The sequence below is a fragment of the Metabacillus indicus LMG 22858 genome (assembly GCF_000708755.2).
Lineage (GTDB): Bacteria > Bacillota > Bacilli > Bacillales > Bacillaceae > Bacillus_P > Bacillus_P indicus.
The window spans coordinates 1,620,835-1,639,185 of record NZ_JGVU02000002.1 but is presented as its reverse complement, the minus strand read 5'-3'; the positions used below and the strand labels follow the sequence as shown (position 1 = coordinate 1,639,185).

Here is an 18,351-nt window from a genome sequence, read left to right as displayed (position 1 = left end):
TGGATAGATTTAGTTCATATTGGAGGTTTTATTATGGAAAAACTGCAATCGATGCAGCAATACAATGAAGTTATTCAGCAGGAGCGGGTCATTTTCATGTTTTCAGCTGACTGGTGCCCGGACTGCCGATTTCTGGACCCGATTTTGCCCGAGCTTCAGGAAGAAAACAGCAGCTATACGTTTTACTATGTAGACCGCGACGAATTCATTGATTTGTGTGCAGATCTTGGCGTTTTTGGTATTCCAAGCTTTGTTGCTTTTCATAAAGGCGCGGAAACTGGACGTTATGTGAATAAAGACAGAAAAACGAAAGAACAGATTCAGGAATTCATTAATGGACTTTCCTGAGACAGAAGGGAAGATTCTGGGATGAAAATGACCTCAAGAAAAATGGCTGAAACGATTAAAGACCGCTTGAGCCATAAAGCATGGTCCACACGGTTTGACAGGGAAAAAGATCAGCTCCGGGTGGAAGATGATGAGACGAAAAAAGGTCTGACTATTTCGCTTCCGGGGATTATTGCCAAATGGGAAGAGAAAAAAGATACAGCTGTTGATGAGCTTGTGTACTATATCGAAGAAGCGCTGACTGTTATGAATCATGAACAGGAATTGACCGGCAAAGAAAAAGGGATCTTTCCGGTTATCAGATCCACCTCTTTTCCTGAAGAGTCATCAGACGGAGTCAAGCTGATTTTTGAAGAGCATACGGCAGAAACAAGAATCTATTATGCCCTTGATTTAGGAAAATCATATCGTCTGATTGATGAAAAGATGATGGAGCGTGAGAACTGGACGTTCAGCAAGCTGAAAGAGATGGCCAGATTTAATCTCAGGTCGCTTGATACGAGTGTAAAAGAAGATCATGTCGCAGGAAATGTGTTTTATTTTCTTAATGCAAACGACGGTTATGATGCGAGCCGCCTGCTGAATGAATCGATCCTTGATTCGTTTCAGAAGAAAGCAGAGGGAACAATGGCCATCGCGGTTCCCCATCAGGATGTTCTGATCATAGCAGATGTACGCAACGATACAGGCTACGATATTCTCGGGCAAATGGCGATGAGCTTTTTCGCAAGCGGCAGAGTGCCGATTACGGCTTTGTCCTTCTTATATGAAAACCGCGAGCTTGAACCTGTTTTTATTCTTGCGAAGAACCGTGCAAAAAAAGAAGAACAGGACTAAATAGCTAAACTGGAAAATTTGTCCGCTGACTCCCATAAAAAAGCGGATAATATCGTACCATTTATAAAAATGTGAAACGTCACTGGAGATTTTTTCTAGTGGCTTTTTCCGTTTGCGGGAAACGAAATTTCCCTCTCTCTCTTGAAAATGAAATGGTCATTTATCTGAAAAAGATGCGATTACCTGATACAATAGAGGGGTATGAAAGAAGAAACATTTGAAAGAGTGGTATGCAATGAGTTGGTTTTCTAAAATGATCAATTATTTTACTGGTGAAACAGAAGAAGATAAGCAATTGGAAAAAAGATCAGCCGAAAGCAGGCAGCTGCCTGAACAGCTTCCGCCTGTACATAATGCACCGGCTCAAATGAAGCAGCCGGCTGCCAATACGAAAAATGCAGATGCAAAAATCGCCTATCAGTACCCGAAAGGGAATTTTAAATTTCCGGTCATTCCAGACCAGCAGAACAGCCGGACAGAACCAAGAAGACCTGCTGCAAAAACGGAAAGGAAAGCTCCTGCCGCGCCAAAAAAGCCTGCAGGGCAAGCTTTGAAAAAAACAGACAGCAAGCCTGTTAAAAAAACATTCAGTCCGACAGAAATTCCTTCTCCGATTTACGGATACAGATCAAGAGACAACCAGGGTCCGTTTAACAGCCGGGTCAGTCAGGACGGCGGACGTGAAACGGGAACTACGCTGTTTCAAAGCTATCAGCAGGAAGCAAAGGCTGCAGAATCTGTCATTTCAAGGCTTCATCAGCAGAATCATGAAATGCTGAAAAAAGAAGCAGACCGGCTAAAGGCACGTTCAGGGTCTATCCCTGATGAAGCAACATCACAGGATAAGCCGGGCCGACCTGAAGTGTCAGCTTTGCATAAACACCAAAATCATAAACCTGAAACGTTCTCATTCGGATATCGCAAGGAAGAGAAAAAACAGGATCTGCACACTTCTGATCAAGTGAGTGAACAGCCCCGAAGCTTCAGAGAGTCAGCAGCTTCAATGGAAGAGGAAGAACATGAAACAAGGTCTGATGTCATTCGTCCTATAGACCGAGCGAAAGAGCAATCTTCAGCCTTTAAAGAAGCAGCTCCTGCTCTATCAATGGAAGAGGATGAAGTGTCCGAACTGTATGAGCCATCCCAGTCAGGGCAGCCTGAAGAGCCCGATGTGCACGAGACTGCAGCGTCACTTGAATCAATTCCTGCGCTGGAAACAGAACGCGAATCTAAAGCAGAAGAAACAGCTGTACCAGAATTAGAATCTGTGCCAGAAGTGAAAGCTCAGCCAGAATTGGAATTTGAACAAGAAGTTATTGATGAACCACAATTGAAATCTGAATCAGAATTAGAATTTGAACCAGAAGTAAAATCTGAACAGGAAGCAGGAAACCGAGAGCGTCCTGCCTCTCTTTTCCAGGATGTGCGGAATTTAAACGTCCATGAGGAAAACAGATCTGCTCAGAACCCGCAGCAGGAGGCTGGATTAGAGCTTTCCGAAGAAACAAAGCCTGAAGCAGGAAAAGTTCAGGAGCAAGGAAACAGCGGGAGCAGGAGGTCAACGGTTCCATTCAATGTGATGATGTTCGGGCGCGATAAGCAAAAAGCGCAAAGAAATCAGAGCGCGCCTGGGGGCTCTGCTTATGCATTTCCGTCTCTCCAGCTTTTGAATATTCCCCCAAAGGAAATTGTCGATGACACGGAATGGCTGAGAGAGCAGACACAGCTGCTGAATATGACACTTGAGAATTTCAATGTCAAAGCAAAAGTTGTTCACGTGACACAGGGACCTGCTGTAACACGTCTTGAGGTGCAGCCGGAGCCGGGTGTTAAAGTCAACAAAATTACAAATCTGACAGATGACATAAAGCTTAGTCTTTCTGCCAAGGATATCCGCATCGAAGCGCCGATACCAGGGAAGAACCGGATAGGCATCGAGGTGCCGAACAGACACAGCAAAATGGTGTACCTGAGAGAAATTCTGAGAAGTCCCGACTTCATAAACAGCCAGTCGCCTCTTACAGCAGCTCTTGGACTGGATATATCCGGCCAGGCTGTCGTGACCGATTTGAAAAAAATGCCCCACGGACTGATTGCGGGTGCAACCGGCTCAGGAAAAAGCGTCTGCATCAATACGATCCTTGTGAGCCTGCTGTATAAAGCCTCGCCGCATGAAGTGAAGCTGATGCTGATTGACCCTAAAATGGTGGAGCTTGCTCCGTATCAGAATGTTCCCCATTTAGTCAGCCCGGTCATCACAGATGTGAAAGCCGCCACAGGTGCGCTGAGATGGGCAGTAGAAGAAATGGAACGCAGATATGAGCTGTTTGCCCATGCAGGAGCGAGGGATATTTCACGCTACAATGAGCTTGCAGCCAAGCACAATTCAGGTGAACATATGCCTTACTTGGTGATTGTGATTGATGAGCTGGCGGATTTAATGATGGCTGCGCCTGCCGATGTCGAAGAATCCATCTGCAGAATTGCCCAGAAAGCAAGAGCCTGCGGGATCCATCTAATTGTGGCTACTCAAAGACCATCCGTTGATGTTATTACGGGTCTGATCAAATCAAATATTCCGACAAGAATTGCGTTCTCGGTTTCCTCTCAAGTAGACTCACGCACGATTCTTGATGCAGCCGGGGCAGAAAAGCTGCTTGGCAAAGGGGATATGCTGTTCCTTGAAAACGGAACATCAAAGGCAGTCAGACTGCAGGGGAACTTTGTATCGGATGAAGAAATTGAGCGGGTAGTAGGCCATGTCAGAAATCAAATGAAGCCTGTCTTTTTGTTCGAACAGGAAGAATTAATGAGAAAATCAAGCATTGAGAACGATGAGGATGAGCTGCTTTTAGAAGCGTGTGAATACATCGTTGATCAGGGAGGAGCTTCAACCTCCAGCCTGCAGAGAAGATTCAGAATCGGCTATAACCGCGCTGCCAGATTAATGGATATGATGGAAAAGCAGGGCATTATTTCGGAGGCAAGGGGAAGCAAGCCCCGTGAAGTGCTGATTACAGAGCAGGATTTAGAAAGCATGCAGGAAAGAAGTGTTTACTGATTCATTTGAAAAGAAGATAATATTTTCAGGGTGAGAAGGTATTATCTTCCTCAATTGGGAAAACTGTTTCTATACAGTTTCCCTCTTTTTCTGCTTTGAAAAACAAAATCCTGAAATCAGGGCAAATTCTTTCATAGAAAGCCATCATGGGGCAGGGCGGCTGAATGAGAGCGCGCCATTTTGATTAAGCACTTGCCAAGTTCAAGGATATCGTTTAAGATGCATTGGGCAGGAAAAAATACGATTTGTTTTCATCATTCTTAAAAGCCATGCAGAGAATCTGCAGAATGCAGAATGCTGCAGGCCTGCGATTAAAATACATAACCGCTATCTTATGCAGCCGCCGGTTGCACATTGGGTTAAGAATCATATAATGTCAAACAGATAGACGTTTGTTGGAGGTTCTATTTATGACTGTTTACCATTTTGTTGGAATAAAAGGGACTGGAATGAGCGCCCTGGCACAGATTCTTCATGACATGAACTATGAGGTTCAGGGATCTGACATTGAAAAACCGATTTTTACACAAAAAGCATTAGAACAGCGCGGAATTAACATTTTCCCATTTTCAAAAGAGAATATCCGTCAAGGACTGACGATTATAGCCGGAAATGCGTTTCCGGACACACACCCGGAAATCGAAGAAGCAAAGAATCTTGGTCTTGAGATCATCCGCTATCACATTTTCCTGGGTCAATTTATGGAGAAATTTACAAGTGTGGGTGTAACGGGAGCACACGGTAAAACGTCTACAACCGGTTTGCTCGCTCATGTAATGCAGGGTGCAAAGCCTACTTCCTTCCTCATCGGAGACGGAACAGGCAGAGGGATGGAAGGAAGCGAATACTTTGTTTTTGAAGCGTGCGAGTACCGCAGACATTTCCTTTCCTACTACCCGGATTACGCGATCATGACGAATATCGACTTTGATCATCCTGATTACTTCAGCAGCATCGATGACGTTTTTAAAGCGTTCCAGGAAATGGCCATGCAAGTGAAAAAAGGGATCATCGCCTGCGGTGATGATGAGCACCTTCAGCATATCCAGGCTAATGTTCCTGTCGTGTACTACGGATTCAGCGAAGAAAACGACTTTCAGGCACGCAATGTAGTCAAATCAACGGATGGAACAAGCTTTGACGTGTTTGTCCGAAATACATTCTATGCTTCATTTAAGATTCCTACGTTCGGAGACCACAGTGTGCTGAATGCTCTATCTGTCATTGCCATTTGCCACTATGAAGAAATTGATGCAGAGGTTATTCAGGCGCAGCTTCAAACGTTTGAAGGCGTAAAGCGCCGATTCAACGAGAAAAAAATCGGCAATCAGGTTCTGATTGATGACTATGCGCATCATCCGACTGAAATTACGGCAACGATTGATGCAGCCAGACAAAAATATCCGGACCGTGAAATCGTGGCAGTGTTCCAGCCGCATACGTTTACCCGCACACAGTCGTTTCTTGATGAATTCGCAGACAGCCTGAAGAAAGCAGATATGGTTTACCTCTGCGATATTTTCGGCTCTGCCAGGGAAAACATCGGAAAGCTCTCAATTCAGGATCTATTGAATAAAATTGATTCAGCAGCCCTGATTGACGAAGAAGAAACTGGCGTCCTTAAAAAGCACGAAGGCGGCGTTCTTGTGTTCATGGGAGCAGGAGACATTCAGAAATACCAGCGTGCCTACGAAAAAGAAATAGGTTAAAAAAGCATGAGCCGCGGCTCATGCTTTTTTGTGTTTTCAATGAAATTTTAATGAATAAAAGGCTGTGCACGAAATAACAAAGTTATCCTCGGCAAGCGTAAGCGCCTAGATCCTCTGTCAGAACAAATCCGTCAAAAAAGTCAAAACCGGACTTTTCCGACGGATTCTTATCTGCCTATCGGATCTGAACAAGGCACTTCCGCTTTTGTTACTTATTTAAGACTTTCAGGATTCAGCCCTTTTAGCTCATCAATCACAAAGACGCCGTCTTTTCTGATTAAAACACCGTCAAAATACATTTCTCCGCCGCCGTATTCAGGGCGCTGGATGTTAACCATGTCCCAGTGGATATTGGAGTGGTTGCCGTTAAATGCATCATCATAGCATTGTCCCGGCGTAAAGTGGAAGCTGCCGTCAATTTTTTCATCAAACAGAATATCCTGCATCGGATGCTGGATGTACGGGTTAACGCCAATCGCGAACTCGCCGATATATCTTGCTCCTTCATCTGTGTCAAAAATACTGTTGATGCGGTCTGTGTCGTTTGATTCGGCTTCAATGATTTTGCCGTCTTTAAACGTGAGTTTTACATTTTCAAACGTGAAGCCGTTGTATGGTGAAGGCGTGTTATACGTAATGGTTCCATTGACAGAATCGCGGACCGGCGCCGTATAAACCTCTCCGTCAGGAATATTCATTTCTCCTGCACATTTAACGGCAGGTATGTCTTTAATGGAGAAAACGAGATCAGTTCCAGGACCTGTAATTCTCACTTCATCCGTTTTGTTCATCAGATTGACGAGCGAATCCATCGCCTCATCCATTTTGCCGTAGTCGAGATTGCAGACATCAAAGTAGAAGTCTTCAAATGCTTCCGTGCTCATTTTCGCAAGCTGGGCCATAGAAGCGTTTGGATAGCGGAGGACAACCCATCTTGTTTTAGGAACGCGGATATCACGGTGAACCTTTTTGCCGACAGTCCGGCTCTGCAGCTTCATCTGAGAATCTGGAACATCTGCATGCTCATTTATGTTGTCACCTGAACGAAGCCCGATATAAGCATCCATTTTGCTCATCACATTTGCTTCAAAATCTGCCATCATGCTGTACTGCTCTTCCTGTCCTCCCATGAGAAGGGCACGGTCCACCTGCTGATCCTTGAGGGATACGAATGGATATCCTCCTGCAGCGTAGGCTTCTTGAACAAGAGCCGTAACGAGCTCTCTTTGCAGACCGAAATTTTCAATAAGTACTTTCTCGCCTTTTTTTAATTTAACTGAATAATTGATCAGGTTTTTGGCGAGTGATTGAATGCGGGGATCTTTCATTTTTCTTCCTCCTATGTAAACATATAACCGGCTCAGCCTTTATTGTAACCGATGTTTTAAAAAAGAGTTAAAATTTTTAGTGAAAATTGAAAAACTCGGTCATAATAGGAGAGGAATCCGGCGCGTTTTGTAGAATACTAGGGGTATGAAAAATTCATGTTTATGATTTGTTTCTTACGGGAAACAGTTACTATCGCTTATTTGGAGGTGCTGAAGTTGGAAATTATTTTATACTTAGCTGTTGCACTCATTGCAATTGCATTCACAGTTCTTGTCGTGTTCCTGTCGAAAACGCTGAAGGCGCTGTCGGCTACGCTGAACAATGTAGCAGGCACACTGGAAGGCCTTGAGAAGCAGGTGCAGGGTATCACCCTTGAAACGACTCAATTGCTGCATAAGACCAATGCTTTGGCAGAAGACATTCAGGAGAAATCCGAGAAACTGAACACAGTTGTATCCGCTGTTCAGGGTGTCGGTTCATCTTTACAGAACTTCAATGATTCTGTACAAAAGGTAGCCGCTTCTGTCGGTACAAACCTTGAGAAAAACCAGGATAAAATCAATCAGGTCGTCCAGTGGAGCAACGTGGCCATGGATGTCTGGAACAAATGGAAGATCAAAAAAGAAGTTCGAGAACAGCAGAAGTACCCGACTATATGAACTCGTTTTAAAAAATATAGAAGAATTACAATAGGGAGGAATTTATCATGAGCAAAGATGGAATCAACAGTAAAGATTTTATGATCGGAACACTTGTTGGAGGGATTGTGGGTGCAACAACAGCCCTTTTCCTTGCGCCGAAATCAGGTAAAGAACTTCGTGATAATATTGGGGAACAGGCTGTCATTGTAAAAGAAAAAACAGGTAAAATCACAAACGATGCCCTTGAAAAAGGCAATGAGTTTGCTGCGATTGCAAAAGAAAAATCAGCCACTCTTTCACAGGCTGTGACTGACCAGTCTTCACAGATCATGAGCAAAGTGCGTGATCTTAAATCATCCAAACAGCAAAACGACGAGCAGACAGAGGACGAAATCAGACTTGCTCCTGAAGCAGCCGATGAGCCTCAGCTGAATGCGGATGTACAATCGCCGGTAAGCCCAGCGGCGGCTCCAACTGCCGGTACAACGCCTCATTCAGAAGAGCTTAAAAAACAAGTGAACAAAGAGATCGAGGAAGCGAAAAAAGAAGAAATCAATAAGTAAGCTTCCTGAAATAGAAAAAACAATCGGCAGCTTAAAGCCGATTGTTTTTATTTTGTCATTTATTCGTATAAAATGTAGGTAAAACCAGTGGAGGCCAAAAATCATGCCAAAAGTAAAAATTGATACTGTAGAAGACTTCCAGAAAATCGCCGAGCAAGAAGCTGCATTCCTTTTCTTTAAAAACAGCTTAACGTGCCCGATTGCCCAGGCCGCTTTTTCTGAGTTCTCCGCGTTTACAGAAGGGAATGATTCCATTCCCGCCTATTACCTGAACGTGCAGGAAGCAAGACCGCTATCTAACCATATTGCCGAAACTTACGGCATCAGGCACGAATCGCCTCAGGCCCTTCTGTTTAAGGACAAGCAGGTTGTCTGGAATGAATCACACTGGAAAATCACAGCAGACTCTTTGAAGCAGGCTGCATCAAACGAATAAAAGAAAAGCGGAGCCGACAGCGGCTCCGCTTTTCTTAAATCCATTTTATACTCAGCCTATCCCCCGGAGAGAGCTCTTCGTGGAAGCTTGTTTCCTGTTCATTTTTCAGCAGGAGGAAGCGCTTGTTCGTCTGAGCGGGGAATGTGACGTCAACAGCTTTGAACACGTCCTGGAAGATGAAGGAGCCTGCCTGCTGTTTTTGAATCTTCAGGTCATCGCCGCTTCGGATCTCATCAGATAAGGAGAGCAATATGCCTCCTCTGTATACGTGAAGAAGCATTTTTTTGATGACAGTCGGTTCTTGATTGTAGAAAATGGTGATGGATTCATAGGCATCCATTTCAAGAGCAGAAAGCACCTGGCCGAGAGAAGGCCTTTTTTTGCGGACAGCCGTTATTTGATCCCGTTCTTTGAAAGAGGAATCCGGATGTGCTTTTTCATGGTTAATCGTGATTTTTCCTGAGAATGCGTCCAGATGGACTAACCGTCCGTCAATAGACAGGCAGAAGGGAGTGCATCTTGACGCGTCCTGGAAAAGGTCCATGACTTTGTCAGGGAATGTATAAGTAATCACATCTCTGTCAGCGACCGGGTCATTGGGGTCAGCCGGTGTTCCATTTTTTAAGAGCTTCGCCTGCACTGCAACCTGCTCGCCGTTTAAAATGATTTTCTTTTCCGGTACAACATCGATCAAATCTGAAATGACGACAGGGAGGGAGTGGCCGTCTTTCCCTTTTTGAATCGTTATTTCATCTCCGTTCTGAAGTTCTTCATCTACTGAACAGCGCCTTCCGTTTTTACTGATGACCGGTGCTTCGCCGTAGGTGCCGGGAACGGTCACAGAGCGGCCGTTGATTGAAACAAAATAGGCAAGTCCGGGTTTGCCGTAATAGCCTGACAGCTGAATGCCGGATGACAGCAGGCTGTCAGAGACGGTCCGCTTTTTCATCTGAAGAAGTCTCACTTTCTGTCCGTTGACACTGACACTGACATAATGAATCGGATTGATGCTTGAAGTAATCGCGATTCCGATCGGTGTTACAAGCTCCGGTCCTTTTCCTAAGCTATCTGAGAGATGAAGCTGCTGAATCGCTTCGATTCCTCTAATGGCAATGCGGTCTTCAGGCAGCGACAATTGTTCTGCAAGCAGGGCAGGCAGTCCGGGAGTTAAGCTGCCTCCACCAATCAGCATGACAGCTTTTGGCGGCTTTCCGCTGTTGAGGGAAAGGATTTCTTCTTTGATTAATTTCGAAAGACGGGAAGCGGCAGGCTGTATGGAAGCTGCGGCTGCTTCTTTTGAAACACTTTTTTCGTACCCAAGGATATCCTTAAAACGGATGATCTGTGATGTATTCAGCTCTCTTTTCACCCGTTCTGCTTCATGAAAATCAAGCAAAAACTCGTCTGAAACAGCTTCTGTAATGGCATCTCCTGCTGCGGGCACCATTCCGTATGCAGTAACCGTGCCTTCGCTTGTAATGGCAATGTCAGATGTGCCTGCCCCAATATCAACCAGAGCCACATTGAGCCTTCGCATAGATGCCGGTATCAGCACATTGATGGCTGCAATCGGTTCAAGTGTCATGGCAAGCATTTCTAAGTCTGCTCTTTTTAAAGCAGCCAGGAGAGACTCTGTTACGACTTTAGGCAGGAAGGTAGCAATTATTTCGGCAGATGCGTTATGCCCCTGCTGGTCGAGCAGGCTGCCGATCTCCTGCTGATCAAGCTTATAGGAAATAACAGAGTAGCCCACGCAGTCATAGCCAGCCATGCCGGTTTCTTTCTGGGCGATTTCCTGCTGTGCGAGCTGAACGGCCATTAATTCGAGCTGGGAGACTGCCTCATCTTCGAGAATCGGTTTTCCTGTTATATCGATGGATGCTTCTGCACGAAGTGTTTTAAGCGCTCTTCCTGCTGCGGCAACGCTGACTTTCGTCAGAGGTCCATATTTTTTTTCGAGCTTTTCTTTTACGGATACAATGACTTTAGCCACAGCTTGAATATCGTGTATCTGACCGTCGAGCATTGAGCGCTCATTATGTTCTTCCATGACGGCATCAATGACTTCAAACACGCCGCTGCGCTCAGAGAGAAGCAGTCCCACGACTGAACGCGTGCCGATATCGAGTGCGAATGTATGGTCAGCTGCTTTCATGAACAGCACCTCTTTCATTTATTCTTATCTAGTTTATCGGCTGAATTCGAAAAAACATCAGCCGTGCCTCAAGCAGACTCCTGAAAAAGACTGCAAAAACAATCGCTCAAACGCTTTATTGCTTAAAAGCGTTTAAATGTTAAAGAAAAATGCGTGACAACAGGATTGTTTTTGTATATAATTATCACTAATTACAAAAGAAAATGATTACTATTTTCTTTTCAGTGCATAATGCATCTGCCGGGAATACGGTCAGATGCTTGAATAAGATGCATGTACAAGCCGGTTTGCCGGTTTCTATAAAAACGGGAAAGGATGAGTCAGATGAGTAACGCCGAGTTAGAAGCATTGCGAGAGAGAGCAGAAGAGATTAATCTGCAGATTTTACAGCTGATTAATGAGCGAGGAAAGTTAGTACAGGATATTGGTAAAGCCAAGGAAGCGCAGGGCGTTAATCGATATGATCCTGTCCGTGAACGAAGAATGCTTAATAAATTGAAAGAAAACAATGACGGACCTTTCGAGGATTCCACCATTCAGCATATATTCAAAGAAATCTTTAAAGCGAGTCTTGAGCTTCAGGAAGACGACCACCGCAAGGCGCTTTTAGTTTCTCGTAAAAAGAAACCTGAAGATACGATTGTGGATGTAAAAGGAGTTAAAATCGGAGACGGCAGCCAGGTACTGATTGCCGGTCCATGCGCAGTTGAAAGCTATGAGCAGGTTGCTGCTGTTGCTGAAGAAGCCAAGAAACAAGGAGTGCGCCTGCTTCGCGGCGGTGCGTTCAAACCGCGCACAAGCCCTTACGATTTCCAGGGTCTTGGTGTAGAAGGCCTGAAAATACTAAAACGCGTTGCCGATGAGTACGATATGGCTGTCATCAGTGAAATCGTCAACCCGGCAGATATCGAAATCGCAATTCAATACATTGATGTCATTCAGATCGGTGCACGCAACATGCAGAACTTTGAGCTGCTGAAAGCTGCCGGTGCCGTTAATAAGCCTGTGCTCCTGAAGCGCGGTCTTGCGGCAACTCTTGATGAATTTGTGAATGCTGCCGAGTACATCATTTCACAGGGAAATGATCAGATCATCCTGTGTGAACGCGGCATCAGAACGTATGAAACAGCAACACGCAACACGCTTGATATTTCAGCGGTTCCTATTTTAAAACAGGAAACGCACTTGCCGGTACTTGTTGATGTGACGCATTCAACAGGACGCCGCGATTTGCTTATTCCATGTGCTAAAGCTGCACTTGCAATCGGAGCAGACGGCGTAATGGCAGAGGTTCATCCGGACCCGGCGGTTGCACTGTCAGATTCTGCCCAGCAGATGGACTTCGATCAGTTTGCTGATTTCATGAATGAAATTAAACCTTTAATTAAAGTTAAAGCATAAAAAACCTTTTCAGGGTGCCGCGGAGGAGAGAATTCTTGAATCCGCACGGCACCCTGATTTTGTTTTGCTTGCAACATGATGAGGTTTTATTTATGATAGAAAACAGTGCTGTTTATGAAAAACTTTGCTCATTTATGAACAAATACGGTTATATTGCGTAAAAACGCTGTAAATAGATTGCTTACGTTTTCATAGTATCGTATCATTATGTACATATAAATTCATAATGATGACATGTTACTTTCAATAATTGTAAATGCTAACTATACATATAGATGGATTTCGAAGGAGTGTAGGAAAATGAACAATATTACGATTTACGATGTAGCCCGTGAAGCAAATGTTTCCATGGCTACAGTATCAAGGGTTGTAAACGGCAACCCGAATGTAAAACCGACAACGCGCAAAAAGGTGTCTGAAGCCATTGATCGTCTCGGCTACCGCCCAAATGCTGTTGCAAGAGGACTTGCGAGCAAAAAAACAACAACTGTAGGGGTCATTATCCCTGATATCTCAAGTACATTTTATGCAGAACTTGCCCGCGGAATTGAAGATATTGCAACTATGTACAAATACAATATTATCTTGAGTAATTCAGATCAAAACCGAGACAAGGAACTTCACCTGCTGAACACGATGCTTGGAAAGCAAGTGGACGGAATTGTCTTCATGGGCGGAAACATTACAGACGAGCATGTGGAAGAGTTTAAACGCTCCCCTGTACCGATCGTTCTTGCTGCTTCTGTAGATGTAAATGAAGTGACGCCTTCAGTAAACATCAACTATGAGCAGGCATCCTTTGATGCTGTGTCCATGCTGATTGAAAAAGGCCATAAGCGCATCGGTTATGTAACAGGACCAATGGAAGAGCCGATCAATAAAGAAATGAAAATGAAAGGCTATCTGCGTGCCCTGTCAGAAGCCGGCATTGACGCTGATGAAGCGCTGATCACAGAGGGTGACTACACGTATGATTCAGGCCTTGAGGCTTTTGAGAAAATCAATGAGCTCTCTGATAAACCGACTGCGATCTTTGCAGGAACTGATGAAATGGCGCTTGGAGTTGTACATGCCGCTCAGGACATGGGCTATGTGATTCCGAATGACATTGAAATCATCGGATTTGACAACACGAAGCTTGCATCAATGGTCCGTCCTAAGCTGACGACCGTTGTACAGCCGACTTATGACATCGGAGCTGTAGCTATGCGCTTATTGACAAAGCTGATGAACAAAGAAGAAGTGGAAAATCATATCGTTGAGCTTCCGCACCGCATTGAAATAAGACAATCGACAAAATCATAAGTAAAAGGCATGAATCCCTGCGATTCATGCCTTTTTTCAGGTTTAAAGAGAGTGTCTGTCTTTCGCCTTGTTCTGACGGATCGGAAAAAGAGCTTTAGCGGTCGTCTGCGCATTTTTCTCTTCAATTTCAAGCTTTCTTGGGATGGCTTTATAGTCATCCTTTGAATCGTGCCAGAAGGAAGGAAGAGTGACAGGGGCTTTTGACTGCCAGTGTTCAATCCACTCGGGAGGAAGGTTTCCTTCTGCAGGAAGATCCTTCATCTGAAGCCAGATCATCGCCCATGCCCTTGGGACAACTCTCCAAATGTCATACCCGCCTCCGCCGACGGCAATCCATTTTCCTCCGCAGTACTCATCAGCGATTTCCTGAGCGAGCTTAGGAATTTCTTTGAAAATAGCGGTCGTTGTCGCGAAATGGGTAAGAGGATCATAAAAGTGAGCATCGGCGCCGTTTTGGGTAAGAATCACATCTGGCTTAAAGAAAGCGGCAACCTCCCGAATAGACTGCCTGTAGGCATCCATCCAGGATTCATCTTCAGTAAAGGCATCAAGCGGGATATTAAACGAATACCCGTAGCCCTGTCCTGCGCCGCGCTCTGTCACATTGCCTGTCCCAGGAAATAAGTAGCGTCCGGTTTCATGAATGGAAAGGGTGCAGACAGAAGGATCATCGTAAAAAGTCCACTGCACGCCGTCTCCGTGATGGGCATCTGTATCTATATAGAGCACTTTCGCCTGATACTTTTTCTGAATATACTTGATCGCAACAGAGCTGTCGTTATATATGCAGAATCCGGAAGCCTTGCCGCGGAAGCCGTGATGAAGCCCGCCTCCAAGATTCAAGGCTCTTTTGGATTTTCCTTCCATAACATGCTCTACTGCTGCAAGCGTGCCTCCGACAAGAAGAGCTGCGGCGTCATGCATGCCTGGAAAAATAGGAGTATCTTCCGTTCCAATTCCGTAATTCATTGCCTCTTTTTGATCCAGTTCTCCCGCTCCCGCTTTTTTAACAGCTTCTATGTACTTTTTGTCGTGAACGAGTGCAAGCTCTTCATCAGTGGCCATCCTCGGTGCTGCGAGCTCATCATCAGACAATGCATTCATCTTTTTCAGCAGATCATAGGTCAGCTCTACTCTAAGCTGGTTGAATGGGTGGTCCTGGCTGAATTTGTACTGCTGAAAAAGAGGGGAGTAGATGAAAATATTTTCTTTCATGACGAAATCCCCGGTACATTTGGCCACAGAACGGTATAGCCTTCTTTATCAAGCTCCTCAATTAAAGGCATCGGATTCATTGTCTGAACTCTGAAGACGAGGATCTTAAACCGTTCGTCCTGATCAGGATAAACCAGCACGCTCGATATATTCACATTGTGCCTGCTGAAAACAGCAGCTGCTTCTGAAAGAACTCCTGATACATTCGGAACTTTTACTTCAATCTGAGAGCCGGGCTGGTCAGCGCCTGTCAGCTGAACGAATGTATGGAGAAGATCCGTTTCTGTCACAATCCCCACTAGCTTTCCGTGCTTGATGATCGGCAGACATCCAATTTTATGCTCATAGAATATAGACGAGATTTCTTCGACAAAATCAAGCGGATGTCCGGTAATCGCATCTGTTTTCATGATGGATTTGAGCGGTTTATTCAGCGTTTCCCGGTCATTGGTCAGTTCGAATATGGAAGGACTCGCATCCTTTATGTCCCTATCTGAAACGATGCCTGCGAGCATGTCGTTTCCTGACACAATAAGAATATGGCGGATTCGGTGTTCAGCCATTCTTTCAATGGCTTCAGCAATGGTTGCATCCGGCTGAAGCGTAACGACGTTTTTATTCATGATTTGTTCGACGATCATTCTTATTACCCCTTTGTTTTAAAGCATGAACGAAACATATCAGTACATAAAGCGGTTTTTGAATCTCAATTGGTCAAACTGCTGAATGGAGTCCTGATCGACTCTTTTCCCTATTTTCGCCATTAGGCAGTTTGCAGGATGAGAGCTGATTTCAGGTTCATCTGTCGCATACCATTCAAGGCCGCCTGCATTCATCATCTTCTCCATGACTTTCCTGTATTCCCATACATTCAGCCCGGTTCCTTTTAAATCCCAGTGCCAGTAGTACTCGGTTGTAATGGTGATATAATCCTCCATGGCATCATCCATCATCGAAACTCTCAGAAGATTTTTCCCCACAGAGAAGCCCCGGAATTCAGGTATGACTTCAATCGCACCGAGTTCAATCAAATTTTCCATCTTACCTTCTGACCATCTTTCAAGAGGATCAGGATACAAATATGTAACATACCCGACAATGGTATGGCGATTTCTTGCAATAATAATCCGGCCTTCCGGAAGTCCCGCTATTTCGACCAGTGCCTTATGCTGCTGCTCAGGCTGCCTGAAGGCGGTCAGATCCTTGTGAAATTCAAGTCCTGCCAGTTTTTCAGGCTTAATGGGTCCTTCGATAATAAGGGGGCCAAACGGAGTTTTTATCTCTTTTGCGTTGTACGTTTTCGGGTGTTCCATTCATTCACCGCCTTTTTAATCTGCTGAACTATCATCTATTATACTAGAAAAAATAGAAAATGAAGCGTTTACACGAAAAAACCAGGATTTTTTTAAAAATTGAGAAAAGATAGAAACTGTTCTATAATAGAGGATGTATACACTGAACAAGGGGGAATTAAGATGAAGTTGGAAGCGCTGCCAGCAGCAAAGGGGAACCACAATCTTGAAGACTACCAAAAAACCTATGACCATTTTGACTGGTCTGAGGCAGAAAAAAACCTCTCGTGGTCGGAAACAGGAAGAATCAATGCTGCATACGAAGCAATTGACAAACATGCAGAATCTTTCCGGAAGAACAAGGTTGCCTTGTACTACCGGGACCCTGAAAGAGAAGAGAAGTATACGTTTAAAGAAATGAAAGAACACTCAAATAAAGCAGGGAATATTCTCCGCCAATGTGCAGATGTTGAAAAAGGCGACAGAGTGTTTGTCTTCATGCCGAGAACGCCCGAGCTTTATTTTACTGTCCTTGGAGCCATCAAACTGGGCGCCATCGTTGGTCCATTATTTGAGGCATTCATGGAGGGGGCAGTAAGCGACCGCCTGAAAGACAGCGAGGCTAAAGTCATCGTGACAACGCCTGAACTTCTTGAGCGTGTTCCGTTCAACGATCTGCCTGCTTTAAAGCATGTTGTATTAGTTGGAGAAAATGTAAATGAAGATGGTCCGTACATAGATTTCCTTACAAGAATAAAAACCGCTAGCACGAAGCTCGAAATAGAATGGGTAGAAAAGACGGACGGACTTCTTCTTCATTATACGTCCGGTTCAACAGGAAAACCTAAAGGTGTGCTTCATGTCCATCAGGCGATGGTCCAGCATTACCAGACAGGCAGCTGGGTGCTTGACCTGAAGGAAGATGACGTTTACTGGTGCACAGCAGATCCAGGCTGGGTAACGGGTACAGTATACGGCATTTTCGGACCATGGCTTCACGGTGCATCCAATGTCATCGTTGGAGGCAGATTTAAGCCGGAGCATTGGTATGAAACGATCCAAAACTATGGCGTTACCGTATGGTACAGTGCGCCGACTGCCTTCCGCATGCTGATGGGAGCAGGAGACGAACTCGTTAAACAATATGATTTAAGCTCATTAAGACATGTTTTGAGTGTCGGAGAGCCTCTTAATCCTGAAGTTGTCAGATGGGGAGTAAAAGTGTTTGATAACAGGATCCACGATACGTGGTGGATGACGGAAACAGGCGCGCAGGTAATTTGCAACTACCCGTCCATGGAAATCAAACCGGGCTCTATGGGCAAGCCGATTCCAGGCGTCCAGGCTGCCATAGTGGATGATCAGGGAAATGAAGTTCCGCCGTACCGCATGGGCAACCTTGCCATTAAAAAGGGCTGGCCTTCCATGATGCATGCGATCTGGAACAACAAAGAAAAGTACGAATCCTATTTCATGCCGGGCGACTGGTATGTATCAGGCGACTCTGCCTATAAAGATGAGGACGGTTACTACTGGTTCCAGGGAAGAATTGATGATGTCATCATGACTTCAGGGGAGAGAGTTGGGCCGTTTGAAGTGGAAAGCAAGCTTGTCGAACACCCTGCCATTGCAGAAGCAGGCGTCATCGGCAAACCTGATCCTGTCCGCGGCGAAATCATCAAGGCGTTTGTCGCCCTTCGCGACGGCTACGAGGCGACGGATGAACTTAAAGAGGAAATCCGCAACTTCGTCAAAAAAGGCCTTGCTGCACACGCGGCACCTCGCGAAATCGAATTCCGCGACAAGCTGCCTAAAACACGCAGCGGAAAAATCATGCGCCGCGTCCTGAAAGCATGGGAACTTGATCTGCCGACAGGTGATTTGTCGACGATGGAAGATTAAAGAACGAATAGAGCAAAGAAAATCCGAACTGAGGTAATTAGTTCGGATTTTTTCTGTTGGGAAGGATTTTTGTAGTTGGTTTTGAGAGTTGTGCTGACCCATTATCTGGAGGAAGTGCATAAGATATGACCCTTTATCAGGATGGAGATTGTGTGAA

The 18,351-nt window shown here is 45.0% G+C and carries 15 protein-coding genes; 10 read left to right on the top strand and 5 right to left on the bottom strand.

Going from position 1 to position 18,351, the window contains the following annotated elements; translation table 11 throughout:
- Positions 1 to 33: 33 nt before the first annotated feature.
- From AZ46_RS11670 to murC, 4 genes are all read left to right on the top strand, one after another.
- Complete coding sequence (locus tag AZ46_RS11670; RefSeq protein ID WP_029278949.1) at positions 34 to 348, top strand: thioredoxin family protein; 315 nt, start codon at positions 34 to 36, stop codon at positions 346 to 348.
- 21 nt (positions 349 to 369) lie between these two features.
- The gene (locus AZ46_RS11665; protein ID WP_029278951.1) at positions 370 to 1,185 is read left to right on the top strand and encodes a DUF1444 domain-containing protein; all 816 of its coding nucleotides are present in this window, start codon (positions 370 to 372) and stop codon (positions 1,183 to 1,185) included.
- A gap of 235 nt (positions 1,186 to 1,420) precedes the next feature.
- Positions 1,421 to 4,246 carry a DNA translocase FtsK gene (locus AZ46_RS11660; protein ID WP_029278953.1) on the top strand — a complete coding sequence of 942 codons (2,826 nt, stop codon included), beginning with the start codon at positions 1,421 to 1,423 and terminating at the stop codon, positions 4,244 to 4,246.
- Positions 4,247 to 4,656: 410 nt separating this feature from the next.
- Complete coding sequence (gene murC, locus AZ46_RS11655; protein WP_029278955.1) at positions 4,657 to 5,955, top strand: UDP-N-acetylmuramate--L-alanine ligase; 1,299 nt, start codon at positions 4,657 to 4,659, stop codon at positions 5,953 to 5,955.
- Positions 5,956 to 6,167: 212 nt separating this feature from the next.
- Here murC and AZ46_RS11650 read toward each other — a convergent pair whose 3' ends face one another.
- The gene (locus AZ46_RS11650; protein WP_029278957.1) at positions 6,168 to 7,283 is read right to left on the bottom strand and encodes an aminopeptidase; all 1,116 of its coding nucleotides are present in this window, start codon (positions 7,281 to 7,283) and stop codon (positions 6,168 to 6,170) included.
- Positions 7,284 to 7,499: 216 nt separating this feature from the next.
- Here AZ46_RS11650 and AZ46_RS11645 point away from each other — a divergent pair, with 216 nt between their 5' ends.
- The 3 genes from AZ46_RS11645 to ytxJ all read left to right on the top strand — a co-directional run bounded on the left by AZ46_RS11645 (position 7,500) and on the right by ytxJ (position 8,924).
- On the top strand, positions 7,500 to 7,943 hold the full coding sequence (locus AZ46_RS11645) for a DUF948 domain-containing protein (protein WP_029278958.1): 444 nt from the start codon (positions 7,500 to 7,502) through the stop codon (positions 7,941 to 7,943).
- A 47-nt stretch (positions 7,944 to 7,990) separates the two neighbouring features.
- On the top strand, positions 7,991 to 8,488 hold the full coding sequence (locus AZ46_RS11640; RefSeq protein ID WP_029278960.1) for a YtxH domain-containing protein: 498 nt from the start codon (positions 7,991 to 7,993) through the stop codon (positions 8,486 to 8,488).
- Positions 8,489 to 8,591: 103 nt separating this feature from the next.
- Positions 8,592 to 8,924 (top strand): bacillithiol system redox-active protein YtxJ, encoded by a 333-nt coding sequence (gene ytxJ / locus AZ46_RS11635; protein WP_029278962.1) that lies wholly within the window; start codon positions 8,592 to 8,594, stop codon positions 8,922 to 8,924.
- Positions 8,925 to 8,958: 34 nt separating this feature from the next.
- Here the strand turns inward: ytxJ and AZ46_RS11630 are convergent, their stop codons facing one another.
- Positions 8,959 to 11,079, bottom strand: coding sequence for a cell division FtsA domain-containing protein (locus tag AZ46_RS11630; RefSeq protein ID WP_029278964.1), 2,121 nt, complete (start codon positions 11,077 to 11,079; stop codon positions 8,959 to 8,961).
- 324 nt (positions 11,080 to 11,403) lie between these two features.
- Between AZ46_RS11630 and AZ46_RS11625 the strand changes: the two genes are divergently transcribed.
- Entirely contained in the window at positions 11,404 to 12,480 is a 1,077-nt protein-coding gene (locus AZ46_RS11625; protein WP_029278965.1) for a bifunctional 3-deoxy-7-phosphoheptulonate synthase/chorismate mutase, read from the top strand.
- Positions 12,481 to 12,714: 234 nt separating this feature from the next.
- Positions 12,715 to 13,785, top strand: coding sequence for a catabolite control protein A (gene ccpA, locus AZ46_RS11620; RefSeq protein WP_267881644.1), 1,071 nt, complete (start codon positions 12,715 to 12,717; stop codon positions 13,783 to 13,785).
- Between the two features lie 42 nt (positions 13,786 to 13,827).
- Here the strand turns inward: ccpA and AZ46_RS11615 are convergent, their stop codons facing one another.
- The 3 genes from AZ46_RS11615 to AZ46_RS11605 are packed head-to-tail and all read right to left on the bottom strand — an operon-like array spanning position 13,828 to position 16,313.
- Complete coding sequence (locus AZ46_RS11615) at positions 13,828 to 15,000, bottom strand: acetoin utilization protein AcuC (RefSeq protein ID WP_029278968.1); 1,173 nt, start codon at positions 14,998 to 15,000, stop codon at positions 13,828 to 13,830.
- Complete coding sequence (locus tag AZ46_RS11610; RefSeq protein ID WP_029278970.1) at positions 14,997 to 15,641, bottom strand: acetoin utilization AcuB family protein; 645 nt, start codon at positions 15,639 to 15,641, stop codon at positions 14,997 to 14,999. Before AZ46_RS11610 ends, AZ46_RS11615 begins: the two co-directional genes overlap by 4 nt.
- A 39-nt stretch (positions 15,642 to 15,680) precedes the next feature.
- Complete coding sequence (locus AZ46_RS11605) at positions 15,681 to 16,313, bottom strand: GNAT family N-acetyltransferase (protein WP_029278972.1); 633 nt, start codon at positions 16,311 to 16,313, stop codon at positions 15,681 to 15,683.
- Between the two features lie 162 nt (positions 16,314 to 16,475).
- On the opposite strand from AZ46_RS11605, the gene acsA reads away from it, so the two are divergent.
- The gene (gene acsA / locus AZ46_RS11600) at positions 16,476 to 18,194 is read left to right on the top strand and encodes an acetate--CoA ligase (RefSeq protein WP_029278974.1); all 1,719 of its coding nucleotides are present in this window, start codon (positions 16,476 to 16,478) and stop codon (positions 18,192 to 18,194) included.
- The last annotated feature ends 157 nt before the right edge of the window (positions 18,195 to 18,351 follow it).